The organism is Halorubrum rarum (genome assembly GCF_048380895.1).
In the GTDB taxonomy this organism is placed as follows: Archaea; Halobacteriota; Halobacteria; order Halobacteriales; family Haloferacaceae; genus Halorubrum.
In genome coordinates this window covers 12,860-29,008 of the sequence record NZ_JBLWMN010000005.1, presented here as the reverse complement: position 1 = coordinate 29,008, position 16,149 = coordinate 12,860, and the positions used below count along the sequence as shown (strand labels likewise).

The 16,149-nt window shown below is 63.9% G+C and carries 18 protein-coding genes; 7 read left to right on the top strand and 11 right to left on the bottom strand.

Annotation, left to right across the window (positions count from 1 at the left end; translation table 11 throughout):
* The first annotated feature begins 44 nt into the window (after positions 1–44).
* Positions 45–1,337, top strand: a complete 1,293-nt coding sequence (locus ACNSN7_RS04635; RefSeq protein WP_418281017.1) for an MFS transporter — start codon at positions 45–47, stop codon at positions 1,335–1,337.
* Between the two features lie 266 nt (positions 1,338–1,603).
* Here the strand turns inward: ACNSN7_RS04635 and ACNSN7_RS04630 are convergent, their stop codons facing one another.
* From ACNSN7_RS04630 to ACNSN7_RS04610, 5 genes are all read right to left on the bottom strand, one after another.
* Entirely contained in the window at positions 1,604–1,948 is a 345-nt protein-coding gene (locus ACNSN7_RS04630; protein WP_418281016.1) for a DUF5615 family PIN-like protein, read from the bottom strand.
* A complete protein-coding gene (locus ACNSN7_RS04625) occupies positions 1,948–2,256 on the bottom strand; it encodes a DUF433 domain-containing protein (RefSeq protein ID WP_418281014.1) in 309 nt (102 codons plus the stop codon). Before ACNSN7_RS04625 ends, ACNSN7_RS04630 begins: the two co-directional genes overlap by 1 nt.
* Before the next feature lie 224 nt (positions 2,257–2,480).
* Positions 2,481–2,762, bottom strand: coding sequence for a DUF3006 domain-containing protein (locus ACNSN7_RS04620; protein WP_418281013.1), 282 nt, complete (start codon positions 2,760–2,762; stop codon positions 2,481–2,483).
* On the bottom strand, positions 2,759–3,823 hold the full coding sequence (locus ACNSN7_RS04615; protein ID WP_418281012.1) for a ComEC/Rec2 family competence protein: 1,065 nt from the start codon (positions 3,821–3,823) through the stop codon (positions 2,759–2,761). The genes ACNSN7_RS04620 and ACNSN7_RS04615 overlap by 4 nt, the downstream gene beginning before the upstream one ends.
* A gap of 502 nt (positions 3,824–4,325) precedes the next feature.
* Entirely contained in the window at positions 4,326–4,631 is a 306-nt protein-coding gene (locus tag ACNSN7_RS04610) for a nickel-binding protein (protein ID WP_418281011.1), read from the bottom strand.
* Positions 4,632–4,878: 247 nt separating this feature from the next.
* On the opposite strand from ACNSN7_RS04610, the gene ACNSN7_RS04605 reads away from it, so the two are divergent.
* Positions 4,879–5,814, top strand: a complete 936-nt coding sequence (locus ACNSN7_RS04605) for a CehA/McbA family metallohydrolase (RefSeq protein WP_418281009.1) — start codon at positions 4,879–4,881, stop codon at positions 5,812–5,814.
* A gap of 52 nt (positions 5,815–5,866) precedes the next feature.
* On the opposite strand, the gene ACNSN7_RS04600 is transcribed toward ACNSN7_RS04605, so the two are convergent.
* The gene (locus ACNSN7_RS04600; protein WP_418281008.1) at positions 5,867–7,234 is read right to left on the bottom strand and encodes a M28 family peptidase; all 1,368 of its coding nucleotides are present in this window, start codon (positions 7,232–7,234) and stop codon (positions 5,867–5,869) included.
* Between the two features lie 180 nt (positions 7,235–7,414).
* On the opposite strand from ACNSN7_RS04600, the gene ACNSN7_RS04595 reads away from it, so the two are divergent.
* On the top strand, positions 7,415–7,654 hold the full coding sequence (locus tag ACNSN7_RS04595; RefSeq protein ID WP_418281006.1) for a hypothetical protein: 240 nt from the start codon (positions 7,415–7,417) through the stop codon (positions 7,652–7,654).
* Between the two features lie 57 nt (positions 7,655–7,711).
* Here ACNSN7_RS04595 and ACNSN7_RS04590 read toward each other — a convergent pair whose 3' ends face one another.
* Entirely contained in the window at positions 7,712–8,110 is a 399-nt protein-coding gene (locus tag ACNSN7_RS04590; RefSeq protein WP_418281004.1) for a helix-turn-helix domain-containing protein, read from the bottom strand.
* A 132-nt stretch (positions 8,111–8,242) separates the two neighbouring features.
* Between ACNSN7_RS04590 and ACNSN7_RS04585 the strand changes: the two genes are divergently transcribed.
* Positions 8,243–10,486 carry a PAS domain S-box protein gene (locus ACNSN7_RS04585; protein ID WP_418281003.1) on the top strand — a complete coding sequence of 748 codons (2,244 nt, stop codon included), beginning with the start codon at positions 8,243–8,245 and terminating at the stop codon, positions 10,484–10,486.
* 30 nt (positions 10,487–10,516) lie between these two features.
* On the opposite strand, the gene ACNSN7_RS04580 is transcribed toward ACNSN7_RS04585, so the two are convergent.
* Genes ACNSN7_RS04580 through ACNSN7_RS04570 form a run of 3 tightly spaced genes read right to left on the bottom strand, consistent with a single transcriptional unit; the run spans position 10,517 to position 12,698 of the window.
* Positions 10,517–10,939, bottom strand: coding sequence for a YeeE/YedE family protein (locus ACNSN7_RS04580; protein ID WP_418281002.1), 423 nt, complete (start codon positions 10,937–10,939; stop codon positions 10,517–10,519).
* Positions 10,939–11,490: a YeeE/YedE family protein gene (locus tag ACNSN7_RS04575; RefSeq protein WP_418281000.1), complete on the bottom strand. Its 552-nt coding sequence runs from the start codon at positions 11,488–11,490 to the stop codon at positions 10,939–10,941. Before ACNSN7_RS04575 ends, ACNSN7_RS04580 begins: the two co-directional genes overlap by 1 nt.
* Before the next feature lie 14 nt (positions 11,491–11,504).
* A complete protein-coding gene (locus ACNSN7_RS04570) occupies positions 11,505–12,698 on the bottom strand; it encodes an MBL fold metallo-hydrolase (RefSeq protein WP_418280999.1) in 1,194 nt (397 codons plus the stop codon).
* Positions 12,699–12,967: 269 nt separating this feature from the next.
* On the opposite strand from ACNSN7_RS04570, the gene ACNSN7_RS04565 reads away from it, so the two are divergent.
* From ACNSN7_RS04565 to ACNSN7_RS04555, 3 genes are all read left to right on the top strand, one after another.
* Positions 12,968–13,213, top strand: coding sequence for a sulfurtransferase TusA family protein (locus ACNSN7_RS04565; protein ID WP_418280998.1), 246 nt, complete (start codon positions 12,968–12,970; stop codon positions 13,211–13,213).
* 1 nt (position 13,214) lies between these two features.
* The gene (locus ACNSN7_RS04560; protein WP_418280997.1) at positions 13,215–13,814 is read left to right on the top strand and encodes a DsrE/DsrF/DrsH-like family protein; all 600 of its coding nucleotides are present in this window, start codon (positions 13,215–13,217) and stop codon (positions 13,812–13,814) included.
* A 130-nt stretch (positions 13,815–13,944) separates the two neighbouring features.
* Entirely contained in the window at positions 13,945–15,801 is a 1,857-nt protein-coding gene (locus tag ACNSN7_RS04555) for a cation:proton antiporter domain-containing protein (protein ID WP_418280996.1), read from the top strand.
* A gap of 54 nt (positions 15,802–15,855) precedes the next feature.
* Here ACNSN7_RS04555 and ACNSN7_RS04550 read toward each other — a convergent pair whose 3' ends face one another.
* Positions 15,856–16,131 carry a ubiquitin-like small modifier protein 1 gene (locus tag ACNSN7_RS04550; protein WP_418280994.1) on the bottom strand — a complete coding sequence of 92 codons (276 nt, stop codon included), beginning with the start codon at positions 16,129–16,131 and terminating at the stop codon, positions 15,856–15,858.
* Positions 16,132–16,149 lie beyond the last annotated feature (18 nt).

Below are 16,149 nucleotides of genomic sequence, written 5' to 3'. Positions count from 1 at the left end.
GAAGATGAAGCTAAGTGCGTCGGGGGGAGCACATCGAGTACCGAATGAGTTTGAACGCGAACGACCGGTCCATCGCGAGTTTCACGATGACCGGGCACGCGCTCGTGCACTGGTTCGAGACCTCGATCCCGATCTTTCTCGTCGTCTGGCTCGCCGAGTTCGACGTCTCCGTCGCCCTGCTCGGGCTGGTGGTCGCGCTGGGCTACGCCCCCTTCGGGCTCGGCGCGCTTCCCGGCGGGGTTCTCGCGGACCGATACGGCACGAAGCGGCTGATCGTCCTCTGTCTGGGGGGGATGGGCGGCTCCTTTCTGTTGCTCTCGTTTGCCGACTCCATTTACACCATCGCCGTCGGACTCGTCGTCTGGGGGATCGCCGCCAGCGTCTACCACCCTGCGGGGCTCTCGCTCATCTCGACCGGCGTCGAGGAGCGCGGCAGCGTGTTCGCGTGGCACGGCATCGCGGGCAACGTCGGTATCGCGCTCGGGCCGTTCGTCGCCGCGACGCTGCTGATCTTCTTCGACTGGACCTCCGTCGCGGTCGCGCTCGCGGTCCCCGGCCTGTTGGCCGCGGTCTGGGGGCTCTCGGCCGACTTCGACCCCGTCGCCGCCGCCGACGAACTCGGCGACGAGACGGAGAGCAAGCCGGCGTCGCTGTCCGATATCGTCGCCAGTTCCCGCGCGCTGTTCGCCAGTGCGTTCGCGATCGTCTTCCTGATCGTCACGTTCGAGGGACTGTTCTACCGCGGCATCCTGACGTACCTCCCCGAGATCCTGCAGGGGCTTCCGGCGCTCGCGGCGTTCGATCCCGGCCTCGGTCTGGAGGGGATCGAGCCGGGCGACTACATCTACGTCGGCCTGCTCGTGATCGGGATGGCCGGCCAGTACGCCGGCGGGAAGGCGACCGACCGGCTGGCCCCTGAAAAGGGGTTGATGGCGATATTCGCGATCCTCGCGTCGCTCGCGGTCCTGTTCGTCCCCGTCTCCGATCTCGGACTCGTCCCGCTCGTCGTGCTGTGCGGCGTGATCGGCTTTTTCCTGTTCGCGATCCAGCCGTTCTATCAGGAGGCGGTCGCGGTCCACACCCCCGCCGAGGGTCGCGGGCTCTCGTACGGTTACACGTATCTCGGAGAGTTCGGATTCGGCTCCGCCTCCATCGCCGTCGGCGGGTTCGTGCTCGGCGAGTTCGCGCTGGCCGCGTTCTTCGCGACCCTGTCAGGGTTCGCGATGATCGGCGCGGGACTCACCGCATTGCTCTGGTTCCGGTATAAAGGCGGCTCCTACGACGTGGGCGGCGACGAGGAACCGGCCGGCGACGTCGACGACGCCGGCTCCGACTGAGCGCCGCTTCACTCGGAGAGAGAACGCGACTGTCTATACGGAAATGGGGGCTCTGTTGAAATCCTCTTCTTCAGATATGATATGGACTGAAACAGCTGGTCACTGAAAGGTGCGAACGGTTCGGTGATGATACTACCAGATGAGAATAATATCTGTACTGGTATGGAAGGCAGAATGCGCGAGTCTTGCACAGAAGTATCTCCCGGTTTGATCGGATCGAATCGTTCAGTACAGGGGAGCCACGTATCGCTCGCGTTATTTGCGATTTACAGCCAGTCAGTAGTAATGTACGTCACCGTGTCCATCGCCTCTCGGTTGGGGAACGCTTCGATAACTCGCTGGATGATATGGTAGAGTTCGTGCGAGGGGAGCGACTGGTCGGGGACGTAGAACACCCCACTGTGAGAGTCTGCTGGCATCTGGACAAAGTCGTCGTCGCTGGTGACAATGAGACGCCCCTTTTCGACGGCGTATCGACGAATCGTGGTGTCGTCGACGCCTTCTCCCAATTCGTTCACGTTGACGACACGCTCTACGTCGTGGCCCGCTTTGTCGAGTCTGTCAGCTAGTGGAGCCGCGATGTTCTCGTCAAGCAGAAACGACACCTGCATCACGACGATCTCGGCGGATCCTCGGGGCCGGTGATGATACTCTGGTCATCTTTTGCGGCTTCGTGAAGCTCTCGACGGCGTTCCTCGACCGTCCGCATCTCTTCGGGATGATCGTGATAGTACGCCAGAGCGTGGTAGACTTCCGACGTAGTGAGGTCAAAGCGGTCCGCAACCGTCCGTGCGTCAAGGTCGCGCTCTTCGACCAGCGCGTGGATGTGGCTCACGGTGATTCGCCGGTCTCGAATGTGGGGCTCGTCGTGAATATCCGACTCGTCCCCTGAGACGACGGTGTTCATCTGCTTCGACATAATGTCAAATACTATCGCAGTGGCCTTGAGTCTTTGCCGGTTCAGGCAGTCAGCCGCGGATACTTTGTAGGTAGGCTGATCATTGTGGCTGATTCAGTCAAATGCTGATGAAACGAGTGGAACCGCTGTGCAGAAACAACCTCTGTATTCAACTAAGATAGCGCATCTGTTTTTGAGTATTTCAACAGAGACGACACAAAAAACGAACTATGATTTAGCTCAAGCTACGAGTCTGTTCGGTCACTAAGTCGCTCTGAAAGCCTGTCGAGTCGGTCCTGGGCATTCTGTCGCCGCCGTTCAGTTGACTCAGAATCATATTGCATATCGATGATTTCGTCATCGGTGATCTCGACCGTCAGAACACTTCCTTCGGCACGGCCTTTCTCGGGAAGCTGGTCGGCCGGGATATCGAACTGTTCGATCTCCTCCTTGTCATCCTCGACGAGGATAACGGCGGTCTTAGCATCAACGATCCGGTCAACCGTTGCAGTGAACGTTCCTTTCATACTGGGATCGTGCTGTGCCGTTGTGTCATAACCGTTAGTGGTGCGAGCGATTCATAATCAGTAGTCGGCTTCTCACTGAGCAGATCGGCTGCGTCTGTAGAGAACGTCTCACTCGTCGTGATATTGAGCTCACTATCCCCGGTAACAGTGACGACAATATCACCATGGACACCTGTCCAATACGTTTCGATATCCCGATCAGCGAACGCGGCGAGCACCTCATCGTGCGGATGTCCATACTGTGAGTCGTAGGCGCTAGAGATGATCGCGGTCTCAGGGGACACCGCGTCAAGGAACGGCGTGGTCGAAGACGTGCTCGAACCGTGATGGCCTGCATGATAGATGTCAGCGTCAAGCTCGTCACCCCACGAATCAACCATCCGCTGTTCGGCCGCCGTCTCAGCATCACCTGTGGTTATGTAGCGGAACTCACCAAACGTAATCACGAGCGCTACGCTGTTGTCGTGGAGGTCGATCCCTGAGTCCCCTTCAGGTGGGTTCACGACAAGCGCTTCAACATCGCCATCGATCGGAAGCTCATCGCCTTCTTCGACGATCAACAGGTCAACATCGTACGCTTCGACAGCATCGAGATATCGCTCGTACGTCTGGCTCGTGTGTGCGACCCCGGAATCATACGCCGTTCCGATGCCGTCCCCCTCCGTTTCGGCCCATTCGATAATCGCGTCGTGACCGCCGATATGGTCGGCGTGACCGTGCGTCGCCACGAGGTGATCGATTCGATCGATATCGTGGGTTTCGAGGTACTCGATCACACCGTCGCCCCCTTGCCGCCAGTCGCCGGTGTCGATCAGAATTGTCTCCCCAGCTGGTGTGATGAGAAGCGTTGCATCCGCCTGACCAACATCGATGTGATGGACCGCGAGCTCGCCATCGACATCACGTGACTCATCAGATTCGTCGTCCGATTCCCCGTTATCGTCGATATCGTCAGTGTCGGGTCCATCTCTCTCTTTGTCACCGGCAACGACCGGTATACTGGCACACCCAGCAAGGAGCACCAACAGGGCGATAGTCCCAATAAGCAGCGCTCGTCTCATACTGTTCTATCCACCGGGAGCACGATGAAGTGTTCGGGTGGTGAAGATGAATGTCTACGTCCGCCCGTTAGACAGACTCAATGAGTCGCAATACCGTGGCGAATTGGAGCCGCTCTGCTGCTGAACACAACCTCTGCATGTTTCACCGGTCATCTGACGAACTTCACATACGTAATCACTCATCACGGTCTGTGTGCACCCTGTACTGACCGCGATCGGGTTAAGACGTATCACCTGCTGCGGATTTCAACAGAGCCGGAAATTGGGCTCTATTAATACTCTCACCAGGAGACACGTTCATGTCCGATCGCGGTTAGTACGGGGGCTCACGGACCGACCTATTGCCTGATCAAATAGGCATCATCGATGGATCACCTGCGGTAGCGAGTGCGAGAAATTAACCGGATGTTCATATGGTTCATAAGCGGATCAGTTGTCATATTGGGTGAGCAGTTGCCCGAGACAGTACGTTGAGAAAGTGGACTCAGGCTGTTGAAAAGGATTAGTCGAAGTCGCCTCCGAGGGGGCGACCAGGGCGATCAATACGCGAGATGGGGAGATCAGCCCGATTTGCGTGTTCCCACACCGCCTCTTGGCTCTCTGCCTTGTAGTGACAGTGCGTTCCAGTCACGTTTCCGTCTTCGTCCGTCAGAACCTCCGACTCGACAGCACGCACTTTCATCCCCTCATCGTCGAGTTCTCGACGGCACGCAGTTGATCGCTCATCAACTGCTTGGAGATCTTCTTGGGTGATCGGTTCCTCTAACTCTCGAAGGATTAAGAAATCCTCCAGATCGGATTCAGTCATCGTAAGTACCTCTTATTCCTTTCTCTGGTGGTGTGGCCCGGCTGAAGGGTGATCCACCCTGATAAACTATGCGAAAGAGTAGCATAAATCCATCTCCTGAAAAATCGTCGGAGTCTGATCAGGGAGGTGGCGTGCCACGGCTATCCGATCGATGCCCGATACGCGGTGTTCGACGATGTTCGCGACTGGTGCACGGACCGAGTCCGCGTTGCGGGGTTTATATATCTCGAAGAGCGTATCTTCGGGTGTGCCACGCGCCACAGTTCGCATCGACCCGCACGTCCACTCCGAGGACAGCTACGACGGCACCGAGCCGATCGAGCTGATACTCGAACACGCCGCAGACATCGGACTGGACGCGGTCGTGATCACCGACCACGACGTGATGGACGAGTCGAAACGGGCCGCCGAGATCGCCGGCGACTACGGACTGATCGGGATTCCGGGCGTCGAGGTGTCGACCGCCCACGGCCACCTGCTCGCGATCGGCGTCGACTCGATGCCGCCACATCGGGAGCCGTTCGACGAGACGGTGGCGTGGATCCACGACCACGGCGGCGTCGCGATCGTTCCCCACCCGTTCCAGCGGTCGCGCCACGGCGTTCGACGGAAGAACATCCCCGTGCCCGCCGTGCCCGCTCCGGACCTCGAGGGAGCGAGCGACGGGGATGCGGGTGACGAGGAGCGAATCGAAGCGGAAACGGCCGCCGAGATGGACGGGATAGACGGGATAGACGAGGTCGACGAGGTCGACGCCATCGAGGTGTTCAACGCGTGGCTGTTCACGGGGTACCGGAACCGCCGTGCACGCCGGTTCGCGGACCAGTACGGCTACCCCGGCGTCGCCGCCAGCGATGCGCACTCCCTTGAGTACGTCGGCCGCGCGTTCACGGAACTGGAGATCAGCGGGAAATCGGCCGCCGAGGACGTCACCGCCGCCGACGTCCTCGACGCGATCCGCGAGGGAACGACGACCGTGAGCGGCAAGCGCGCCCCGGTGCCGATGGCGGCGAAACACTACGCGATCGCGGCCGCACGGAAGTCCGGCTACTACGCGAAGACCGGCGCGATCAGGAGCGCGACGACGGCCAAGTGGGCCGCGCTGCGGACCGCCTCCACCGCGCGCATCGGCGCGCTCCAGAGCGCACACCGGCTCGGCCGGATCGCGTCTTGGCTACGGTAGCTCCGTCGCTCGGCCATCCCATTCTCGCCTCCAACGTTGCTCGGCACCCGCATTACTCGTCGTACGGCCAGCGTCCGCCGGTTTTCAGCTCTCGGACGTAGCCGTCGTCGATGGCGTCCCGGATCGCCTCTCGGGAGCGATGCGGGATCTCGACGCCGTCGCTCGCGAGCCGGAACGTCGTCGCCGCGACAAGCGTCGCGACCTCCCGGAGGTCCCGTGGGTCGAGTTTGTCCAGCGTGTCGGCGTGCGTGTGCCCCCAGCCGCGCCCTGACTGCTCGGACGTCGTCGACGCCATGACGGCGGGGACCCCCTCCTGAACGAACGCCCACTGGTCGCCGTGTGGAGTGATCGTGTCGCCGGTCACGAGCGGCGTTGCGAACTCGTCGGCCACCCGCTCGAACGTCTCCCGCAGTCGGTCGAAACCGTTGGTGCCGACCCGGAGGTTCCGGGAGCGACACGCGCCGTCGAGGTTGATCACGCAGTCGATCTCGTCGATTGGGGTCGTCTCCGCGGCGTGGGACGCGCCCCACAGTCCGATCTCCTCGGAGCCGAAGGCGACGAGGTGGACCCGCGTGTCGAGGTCGTCCTCGACCGAGCACAGGAGCCGACCGACCTCCGCCACGAGCGCTGAGCCGGCCCCGTTGTCGTTCGCACCGTCGCTGATGTCGTGTGCGTCGACGTGTGCGGTGAGCCACACCGCCTCGTCTGTGTCCGGCCCGACGTCCGCGACCGCGTTCACGGACGTGGTGGGCTCGTTGCGACAGTCGACGTCGATCGTGACCTCGGGGCGCTCGCCGCCGCCCGCGTCCGCGTCGGTCGCAAGTCGAACGAGGCGCTCGCCGACCTCCTTGCTGACGCCGACCGCGGGGATCGGGCCGGGCCGCTCGTGATAGCCGATCTCGCCGGTCGGCGGGAGCGCGCCCTCCAAGTGGTTACGGAACACGAACCCGATCGCCCCGCGTTCGGCCGCGTTGACGTACTTCTCCATCCGGTGGATCCACCGGCTGTGGCCGTCGGGCGTCCGTGAGGACGCCACCGCTATCGCCCCGTCGAGTCTCCGCCCGACCGCCTCGAACTCTCGTTCGGTCCCGTCGCCGACGTCGACGATCGGAGCCGTCACGTCCCCGGACGGCGACCCGGGGAGCGCGATGGTCTCGTGGCTCCCCCCGTGACGCCGTTCGACGGGACCCGACACCACCAGCTCCGAGTCGCCGCGCCACCAGCCGGGGATCTCGAACGCGTCGAGCCCGGCGTTCCGGAGGCCGGCCGACTCGAACGCCTCGACCATCCGCTCCGCGCCGCGTCGTTCCCCGGTCGAACCGGCCATGCGGTTCCCGATGTCGGTGAGGTCGGTGAGGAGGGTCCACCCGAAGTCGCTCGTACGCGCGTCGCCGACGACGCGATCCGGTAGTTCGGTCATGTCCACGGGGTCGCTCGGCAGTTAAAAGGGCCTGTGGAAAGCGGCGGTTTCGTTGACCAAGCGACGTGAACCGATGTAAGGCGGTGGCGATCGCGATGGACCGTCACGCGAGGTGGTCGCGTTCTCCCGTCGTGGGAATCGGCCCATGGATGTTTTATCGTTGCACGCGTCGGATCAGGTATGAGCCATCAACGACGGTCAGGTCGCGTCGACTCCGACACGGTGTTCAAGGTGTTCGGAGCGATCGCCATCCTCATCGGCGTCGTGCTCACGGTGGGCGTCATCGCGCTGACCGTGCCGTTCGGCGGGTTCGTCTCGACGACGCCGGCAACGGTGGGAACCGTACTGTTTACCGTGCTCCTCGTCGGCGTCGGCTACGCGGCGTACTCGCTCCGTCGACGGCGGCCGCCCGTCGAGTGAAAACGGATTCCGAATAGCGACCGGATTCGGAGCGCCTCCGAAGCGCCTCCGAGGCGATTACCCCTCGACGACGGGGGGTTCGGTCCGCTCGTACTTGTCCTCGAACTCCTGGATGAGCTGCCCCATCTTCGCGTACCAGTCGTTGAGCATCCGCTGCATCTCGCCGGAGATCTGTTCCGGGTCCGTCGGGAAGTACACGTGGTAGTAGCCGCCCTGGTCGTAGTTGACCTGCTCTTTCTGGATGAACCCCGTCTGGAGGAGCCGCTGTACCGACCGGTAAGCGGTCGATCGTTCGCGGTCGACTATCTCGGCGATCTCGTCGATCGTCAGCGGGTCCTCGCTGTCGACGAGCACTCTAAAGCAGTCCTTATCGAGCGCCTTGAGGCCGTGAAAACACTCGAGGAGACCTTCACACTCCATATCCCGCTGGAGCTGTTCTGACATCGAATCGGGCATGGTATTGCTCAAACGTACGTGGTACCGACCTAAAAGACTTGTGTAGAAAGCACACAACTCCACCGTGGTGAGCGGAATCCGGCGGACCGCAATAACGTCTGGTTTAACATCGTCGAGAAGCTACTGCCGGACATGGTTTCTGCTGAGCGCGGTGACGCGCTCGCTGGCGGCGACGTCGGATTTCTCGAATCGGTGATCGAGGCCGGCTTCGGTCCGATCATCACGGTCGACGAACAGTGTACGATACGGTACGCGAGCGGCGGCGCGGCGGAGCTACTGGGCGGTGAGCCGGACGAACTGGTCGGCCGCCTCCTCTCGTCGGTACTTCCGCCCGGTCTCTCCGCGGATCGAGCGGAAGCGAACCGCGATCGGCTCTCTGCGGAGCGACTCGACGGGCGGGGCCCCGTCACCTTCCCGGCGGTCTCGAACGACGGGGTCGAACACGTGCTCGCGTTCGATGGCTGTCGGCACACGCACGGTGGAGAGGTGCTGTACTCGGGGACGCTTCGGACAGTGGCGGACGACCTCGCGGAGACGAGGGATATCGATGAGAGATCCGGTGGAGATGGCGACGGCGACGGAGGATCCGGCGGAGGTGGCGACGGCGACGGGGAGGGCGACGCGTTTCGACGGACCGACGCGTTTCGGCGGATCGTCGAACACGCCGGTCACGGAATCTACATCACGGACACGGACGGGCGGATCGAGTACGTCAACCCCGCGTTCACGGAGACCACCGGCTACGAGCCAGATGAGCTGATCGGAGAGACGCCCGCCGTACTCAACTCCGGCGAGATGTCCGACGACTACTACGATCGGCTCTGGGAGACGATCGGGAGCGGCGAGGTGTGGTCCGAGGAGATAACCAACCGCCGGAAGTCGGGCGAGCGGTATCACGCCCACCAGACGATCGCACCCGTGTTCGATGACGACCGCGAGATCGTTAGATACGTCGCGATACAGACGGATATCACACGGCGGACGGAGGCGGAGGAGCGGCTCAGACTGTACAGAAACGTCGTCGAACTCCTCGAGGACCCGATCATGTTACAGAACCTCGATGGTGCGTTCGAGCTGACGAACGCGGCGGTCTCGGAGTTCGCGGGGCAGTCACGAGTCGAGCTCCACGGCAGGGACGAATCGGCGTTCATGGACGAGACGGCTGCGGCGCGAATCGAGGCACACAAACGAGCCGCCATCGAACTCGAAGAGCCGGTCACGTACGAGGTTTCTCCGACGTTTCCACACAGCGGACGGGAGACGACGTTCAGCACGAAGCGATACCCCTACTACGACGCCGACGGTGCGCTCGCCGGTACCGTCGCGATCTGTCGAGACGTGACCGACCTCAAGGAGCGGACGGAGGAACTGAAACTGTACGAGCGGGCGATCACCGGCGCAACGGACCTCATGAGCGCGACCGACACGGAGGACCGGTACCTGTTCGTGAATCCCCCGTACGCCGAGTTCCACGACGTCGACGCGGAGGCGATCAAGGGCGAGCGCATCGACGAGGTGCTCCCCGACGCGATCTCCGACGACATCGACCGTCATCTCGCCCGCGCCCACCGGGGGGAGACCGTCTCGTTCCGGACGACGCGGACCCATCCGAACAGGGGCGAACGAACGCTGAACGTCCAGTACTACCCGCTCCGAGACGACGACGGCGGATCGGTTACCGGAGTCGTCGCCGTGTTGCGCGACGTCACGGACCAGGAGAACCGGACCCGACAGCTCCGCGTCGTCGACCGAGTCCTCCAGCACAACATCCGAAACGACCTGACGCTGATCCGCGGCCACGCGGACCGTATCCGCTCGGAGATGACCGGGGATCTCGCAGCCGCCGCGGACGTGATCCACGATCACGCCGACGACCTGTTGACGACGAGCCAGAAATCCCGCGCCGTGACCGAGATCCTCAGCGAGCCGCCACGGCAACGACGCATCGACGTGAGTCGTTCCGTCGACGTGGTGGCGGCGGGGGTCGCCGAGACGTGTCCCGAGGCTCGGATCGCGGTCAGTGCTCCCGAGGAGGCGCTCGCGTTCGCGACGCCGGACGTCGACGAGGCGATCGAGGAGCTCGTCCGAAACGCGATCGAACACAGTGACCGCGAGGAGCCGGCCGTCGAGATCGACGTCGAACGACGTGACGGACGCGTACTGGTCCGGGTCCGCGACGACGGTCCCGGAATTCCGGAGATGGACCGCTCCGTCGTCGAGACCGGCGAAGCGACCGAAGCGCTGTATCACGGGAGCGGGCTCGGCCTCTGGTTGGTGTACTGGATCGCCCAACAGTCCGGTGGTGACGTGGCCGTCGAATCGGTCGAGCCGAGGGGAAGCGCGGTGACGCTGTCGCTCCCGGCGTACCGCGAGTGAACCACGGGAGAAACGGAGCGGCGACCGCGCCTACGGACTCCGCCACCAGCCCTGCAGGTACGCGCCGAGAAACATCCCGGCGAGCGCCCAGAGGATGGTGACGTTGCCGACGCCGAGGCTCGCGTAGGCGGCTCCGGGACAGATCCCGGAGAGCCCCCAGCCGACGCCGAAGATCGCGCCGCCGATCAGGACGTTGCGATCGAACGGCTTGAGTCGGCGCTCGAAGTCGTCCCCGGTCAGCGGGGCGCGGCCGAGCAGCCGGGGGGCGAGCAGGAACGTCAGACCGGTGACGGCCGCGCCCCCGAACATGACGAACACGAGCCCGAAGTCGTCGAACTGGAGGAAGTCCAGGACGACCTCCGGTCGGGCCATGTGACTGTAGCCGAGTCCGAAGCCGAACACGAGCCCGCCGACCAACACGAGCGGGACGAACGCGGGGTGTCGATCCGCCATTACGGGCTCACCCCCATCGCGGCCACGAGCTGTGCCGTTCCGATCGCGACCGCGAGGAACGTTATCACGCCGACGATCGACGTTCGAGAGGCGGATCCGACGCCGCAGACGCCGTGCCCGGAGGTACACCCCTTCCCGATCCGGGTTCCGATCCCGACGAGAACGCCACCGACGAGCAGCCGCCACGGCTGGACGTCGGTCGTCCACGCGCCGCCCTGATACGCGATGGCGTAGATCCCCCCACCGAGGACGATCCCGAGCGTGAACACGAGCCGCCAGTCGCGCGACGCGACGTACCGCTGGAACCGTGACTTCTCGGAGGCGTACGAGAGCGTCGACTCGAGAAACGTGCTCGCGCCGGCGCTGATCCCCGTTCCGAGGTAGATCATCGCGGTCCCGAGACCGACGAGCAGTCCACCCACGGCGTATCGTTCGATCCCGTTGGGGAACGGGTCCGCGAGGACGAGCGGAGCGAGCTTCGCCGTCGACGGCGTGAGTCCAGCCGCCAGTGAGGCGAATCCAGCCGCCAGCGAGGCGAGTTCAGCGACCATTCGGCGCTCCCGTCTCAGTCATCCGCGAGCGACTCCTGGCTCGCGGCGCAGTTGTTCGGGCCGAGTTCGAGGGTGAACGCCTCCTCGTCGTCGACCGCGTTCTGCCCGAGGTTCGTCGCGATGATCTCCTCGTAGTTCGCCGGGCGGGGGGGCATGTCGGACAACACCAGTTCGACGAACGCGTCCTCGTCCATCGACAGGGCGTCCATCCGCGATTTCAGGTCGCCGATGGGCGCGGTGTAGGTCCCGTCGTCGGCCGGCACCGCGGCGTCGCTGAAGTGTGCGCCGCCGATCAGCACGTCGTCGGGCAGCGTCAGGACCCGCTCCTGAAGCGACTCGTAGAGGGTGCGAGCGGCCTCGGGCGCGCCGTCGTCGCCCTCCTCTAAGTCCGGTCGTGCGACGCTCTCGATGAACAGCCCGTCACCGGTCGCGAGGAGGCCGTCGTCGAGCAGATAGGAGGTCATCCCGGTCGTGTGTCCCGGGGTGTACACCGTCTCGATCGTCGCGTCGCCGACGTGGAACTCGTCGCCGTCGGCCGCGAGGGTGGTCTCGTCGGCGTAGGTGACGCCGCGGTCGACCGCGGGCTCGGGGAGGACCGCCTCGACGCCCTCCGCGGCGAGCGCGCGGATCCCCGAGATGTGGTCGGCGTGCACGTGCGTGTCGATCGCGTACGCGAGTTCGACGCCGAGCTCCGCAGCGTCCGAGAGATAGCGATCGGTGAACGCGCGCAGGGGATCGATGATCGCGGCCTCGTCGCCGTCGTACAGGAGGTAGCCGAGACAGCCCGAGGAGGGACGCTGGTACTGGACGAGCGTCCCCGCGCCGTCGTACTCGGAGACCTCGACGGCCTCGTAGATCCGAGCCCAGCCGTTCATCCCCTCCTCGAGGTGATCGACGTCGTAGCCGCGCTCGGCGAGCGATCCGGCGACGTAGGCGCTCGCGCCGCCTTTCGCGCACAACACCGTGACGTGGGCGTCTTCCGGTATCTTCGCGAGCACGTCGTCGTCGATCTCGTCGTCGAGGAACTCGAAGTACGGAACGTTGATCGACTCGACGTTCTCGCCGTCGATGTGCCACTCCTCGTACTCAGAACTCATGCGGGAGTCAAGGATCGTGACCTGCTCGCCGGAGTCGATCCTCGATTTCAGCGTCGCTGGTTCGATAGAATCGACCTCGACGTCGGGGGTCGGGAAGTCTTCGGGATTCATGTCGTCACCCGTTCCTAACGGGTAAACCCACATAAGAGTTCGGATTGTTATTCACTATTCACACAATACTATGTGGGCGTGTGTATGTCGGTGATATCGGCGAAAACGCCCTGTAGAGCTGCTAAAGACTATATAAAACACCGAACTATTCAGCAGAGCACTCTTTCTCTCTCATCAGTCGTTCGCGGAACGTACAACGATCGACATTCTTATAATGCCCTGTCCAGTATTGTGAAATAGCTCCAATACATACGACGGAGCGGTTCACTATGAGCGCAGAATTTGACACGACGGAAACGCTGGACGTGAAAGGAGTATCGTGCCCGATGCCGGTCGTCAAGACGAAGCAGGCGATAGACGAACTCGAGGTTGGCGACGTTCTCGAGGTGCTGGCGACGGACTCGGGCAGCATGAGCGACATCGACGGCTGGGCTGCCGGAACGGAGGGCGTCGAGCTGCTCGACCAGGTCGAGGACGGCGACGTGTACAAACACTACGTCGAGAAGACCGCCTGAAATGAGCGCTGACGACTCCCCCGAGCCGGCCGACGAGACGTCGATCGAGAGCGATGAGCCGCCGAGCGAGGCCGAACTGTTGGCCCGCATCGAGGAGCTGGAAACGCAGGTCGACGGGCTCGAAGCCGAGGTGGACGACGGACAAAAGCGGATGACGATCGTCGCGACGAAGGGGTCACTCGACATGGCGTACCCGCCGCTCATCCTCGCGAGCACGGCCGCGGCGTTCGGATGGGACGTCGTCGTCTTCCACACGTTCTGGGGCCTGGACATCCTCCACGAGGAGAAGTCCTCGGACCTGAAACTCTCCGCGGTCGGGAACCCGAGCATGCCGATGCCGAACGCGATCGCGGCGCTCCCCGGCATGGACGCCATGGCGACCCGAATGATGCGGAACAAGATCGACGAGAACGGGACGGCGTCGATCGAGGAGCTCATCGAGCTGTCGCTCGATCAGGGTGTCGACCTCCAGGCGTGCCAGATGACCATCGAGCTGATGGACTACGACGAGGACGACTTCTTCGACGGCGTCACGACGGGCGTCGGAGCCGCCACCGCGCTCCAACACATGGCCGAATCGGACGTGCAACTGCTCGTCTGAACCCCGAGGGAGAGCTGCTCGGTCGACAGGTTGATGCCGAGACGGACACGCTTCCCCACGAGCGACCGACCACATCCATGCAGAACACATCCATGCAAAACAGATCCATGCAGGACACGCTAACTCACTGATGTCGAGCGCCGTCGCAGTCGTCGCGCTCGTTCTCGCGCTCGGCGTCGGCTCCCGACTGCTCGGGGACCGTCTCCGCGTGCCGAGCGTCCTCTTTCTGATCCTCGCCGGTGTCGCGATCGGCCCGGAGATCCTCGGGATCGTCACCCGCGAGACGTTCGGGGACGGCCTCGCGGCCGTCGTCGGGATCAGCGTCGCGATCATCCTCTTCGAGGGAGGCTACCACCTCCGGATTGCGAAGCTCCGAGAGAGCCCCCGGGCGCTGTTTCGGCTCGTCACGATCGGCGCGACGCTCACGTGGCTCGGGACCGCGGCCGCGGTCGTTCGCTTCCTCGACACGAGCGTCGCCGTCGGGCTCCTCGTCGGTGCGCTGCTCGTCGCCACCGGCCCGACCGTCGTCGGCCCGATACTTCAGGTCGTCACGGTGAGAGACCACGTGGCCGCGATGCTCGAAGGGGAGGGAATCATCAACGACGTGACGGCCGCGGCGCTCGTCATCGTCGTCTTCGAGGTGCTCATCGTCGGTAACGGGACCGCGATGGAGGTCCTCGTCGGACTGGTCGTGCGACTCGCGATCGGGTTCGCCGTCGGGCTACTCGTCGCCGGGGCGGTGTTACAGCTCCTCAGACACGTCACGCGCATGCCCGGAACGGCACCGCTTCACGCGCGTCTCGTGGTGTTGTCCGCCGCGGTCGTCGCGTACGGCGGCGCGGAGGCCGTCGCGACCGAGACCGGCATCGCCGCGGCGGCGCTGGCGGGGTTCGTGCTCGGAAACGCCGATCTCCCACACCACGATGAGGTGGTCGACTTCCTCGATGACCTGTCGGTCGTCGTCCTGTCGTTCGTGTTCGTCGCGCTCGCGGCGCTCATCGACTTCGACGACATCCTCCGGCTCGGGATCGGCGGCGTCGCAATCGTGATCGCCGTGACGCTCGTTCTCCGCCCCGCCGTGATCTACCTCTCGACGACCGACGAGCGGTTCACGCGGAACGAGCAGCTCTTCTTGAGCGCCGTCGGTCCGCGGGGGATCATCCCCGCAAGCGTGGCGACCCTGTTCGCTGTCGAGCTCCAGGCGCTCGGTCGCCCACAGGAGGCGGGGCTGCTCGCGGGAACGGTGTTTCTGATCATCTTCACGACGGTCGTCCTGCAGGCCGGCCTCGCGAGACAGATCGCGGAGTTCCTCGAGGTTTCACCAATGCACACAATCATCGTCGGCGCGGGCCGAGTCGGCCTGTCGCTCGCTGAACGACTCGAACAGGACGGAGAGAACGTACGCATCATCGACGACGACCCGAAGGCGATCGAACGCGCCCGCGAGCGGGGGTTCACCGCGGTCGAGGGCGACGGCACGGAGGTCGAAGTCCTCGACCGTGTGGACGCCTCGGGCGCACGAGCGGTCATCGCGACCACGCCGGACGACGACATCAACCTCCTCGTCTGTCAGCTCTCGAAGACCCGGTTCGACGTCGACACCGTCGCCTCGCGGGTGAACCAACCCGACAACGTCGACGTGTTCGAGTCGCTCGGCGTCCGGGCGATCGACCTGTCGATGGCGACCGCCTGGTCGCTGGAGAACGTGCTCGAACGCCCGTCGCTGGTCCGATGGATGAACGAACTGGGCCGGACCGGCGACGTCCAGGAGATCGAGGTGACGGCGTCGGATCTCGTCGGCAAGACGATCGCGGAGGTCAACGCCGAGATCCCCGACGGCTGTATCGTCGGTCTGTTGACCCACACCGACGGGACCACGGAGGTGCCGACGGGAGACCACGAACTCCGCGATGGCGACCGCGTGACGTTCCTCGGTCAGACGGCGGCCGTCGGGCGAGCGGTCAAGCGGTTCCATCCGCACGACTGAGACCGCTTCGCCGCCGGCGGTATTTCCGACCGACACGTCGCTCAGAGTTGCCGCTCAGGAGCCGCCGCTTACGGGAGGAAACAGCGCCAACTCGTCGCCCGTTTCGAGCGTGGTGTCGAGGCCGTCGTCGCGGCTGACGGCTCGACCGTTTCGGAGGAGGTTGATGTGGTCGGCGATCGCTCCGTCTTCGAGGACGCGCTCGCGGAGGTCCGGATGGGCATCCAGCAGGGCGTCGAACGCGTCACCGACGGTGTCTCCGGGCTCGACGTCGACGTCGACGACGCGGCCGCCAGCGATCTCGGCGAGATCGGCGAACAGTTTCCACTCCATACACGTCCCGCGGACCGG

Coding starts and splice junctions, on each gene's coding strand:
- ACNSN7_RS04635 (WP_418281017.1), top strand. CDS start 45: ATGAGTTTGAACGCGAACGACCGGTCCATCGCGAGTTTCACGATGACC.
- ACNSN7_RS04630 (WP_418281016.1), bottom strand. CDS start 1,948: ATGCAGGTGTCGTTTCTGCTTGACGAGAACATCGCGGCTCCACTAGCT.
- ACNSN7_RS04625 (WP_418281014.1), bottom strand. CDS start 2,256: ATGTCGAAGCAGATGAACACCGTCGTCTCAGGGGACGAGTCGGATATT.
- ACNSN7_RS04620 (WP_418281013.1), bottom strand. CDS start 2,762: ATGAAAGGAACGTTCACTGCAACGGTTGACCGGATCGTTGATGCTAAG.
- ACNSN7_RS04615 (WP_418281012.1), bottom strand. CDS start 3,823: ATGAGACGAGCGCTGCTTATTGGGACTATCGCCCTGTTGGTGCTCCTT.
- ACNSN7_RS04610 (WP_418281011.1), bottom strand. CDS start 4,631: ATGACTGAATCCGATCTGGAGGATTTCTTAATCCTTCGAGAGTTAGAG.
- ACNSN7_RS04600 (WP_418281008.1), bottom strand. CDS start 7,234: ATGACCGAACTACCGGATCGCGTCGTCGGCGACGCGCGTACGAGCGAC.
- ACNSN7_RS04595 (WP_418281006.1), top strand. CDS start 7,415: ATGAGCCATCAACGACGGTCAGGTCGCGTCGACTCCGACACGGTGTTC.
- ACNSN7_RS04590 (WP_418281004.1), bottom strand. CDS start 8,110: ATGCCCGATTCGATGTCAGAACAGCTCCAGCGGGATATGGAGTGTGAA.
- ACNSN7_RS04585 (WP_418281003.1), top strand. CDS start 8,243: ATGGTTTCTGCTGAGCGCGGTGACGCGCTCGCTGGCGGCGACGTCGGA.
- ACNSN7_RS04580 (WP_418281002.1), bottom strand. CDS start 10,939: ATGGCGGATCGACACCCCGCGTTCGTCCCGCTCGTGTTGGTCGGCGGG.
- ACNSN7_RS04575 (WP_418281000.1), bottom strand. CDS start 11,490: ATGGTCGCTGAACTCGCCTCGCTGGCGGCTGGATTCGCCTCACTGGCG.
- ACNSN7_RS04570 (WP_418280999.1), bottom strand. CDS start 12,698: ATGAATCCCGAAGACTTCCCGACCCCCGACGTCGAGGTCGATTCTATC.
- ACNSN7_RS04565 (WP_418280998.1), top strand. CDS start 12,968: ATGAGCGCAGAATTTGACACGACGGAAACGCTGGACGTGAAAGGAGTA.
- ACNSN7_RS04560 (WP_418280997.1), top strand. CDS start 13,215: ATGAGCGCTGACGACTCCCCCGAGCCGGCCGACGAGACGTCGATCGAG.
- ACNSN7_RS04555 (WP_418280996.1), top strand. CDS start 13,945: ATGTCGAGCGCCGTCGCAGTCGTCGCGCTCGTTCTCGCGCTCGGCGTC.
- ACNSN7_RS04550 (WP_418280994.1), bottom strand. CDS start 16,131: ATGGAGTGGAAACTGTTCGCCGATCTCGCCGAGATCGCTGGCGGCCGC.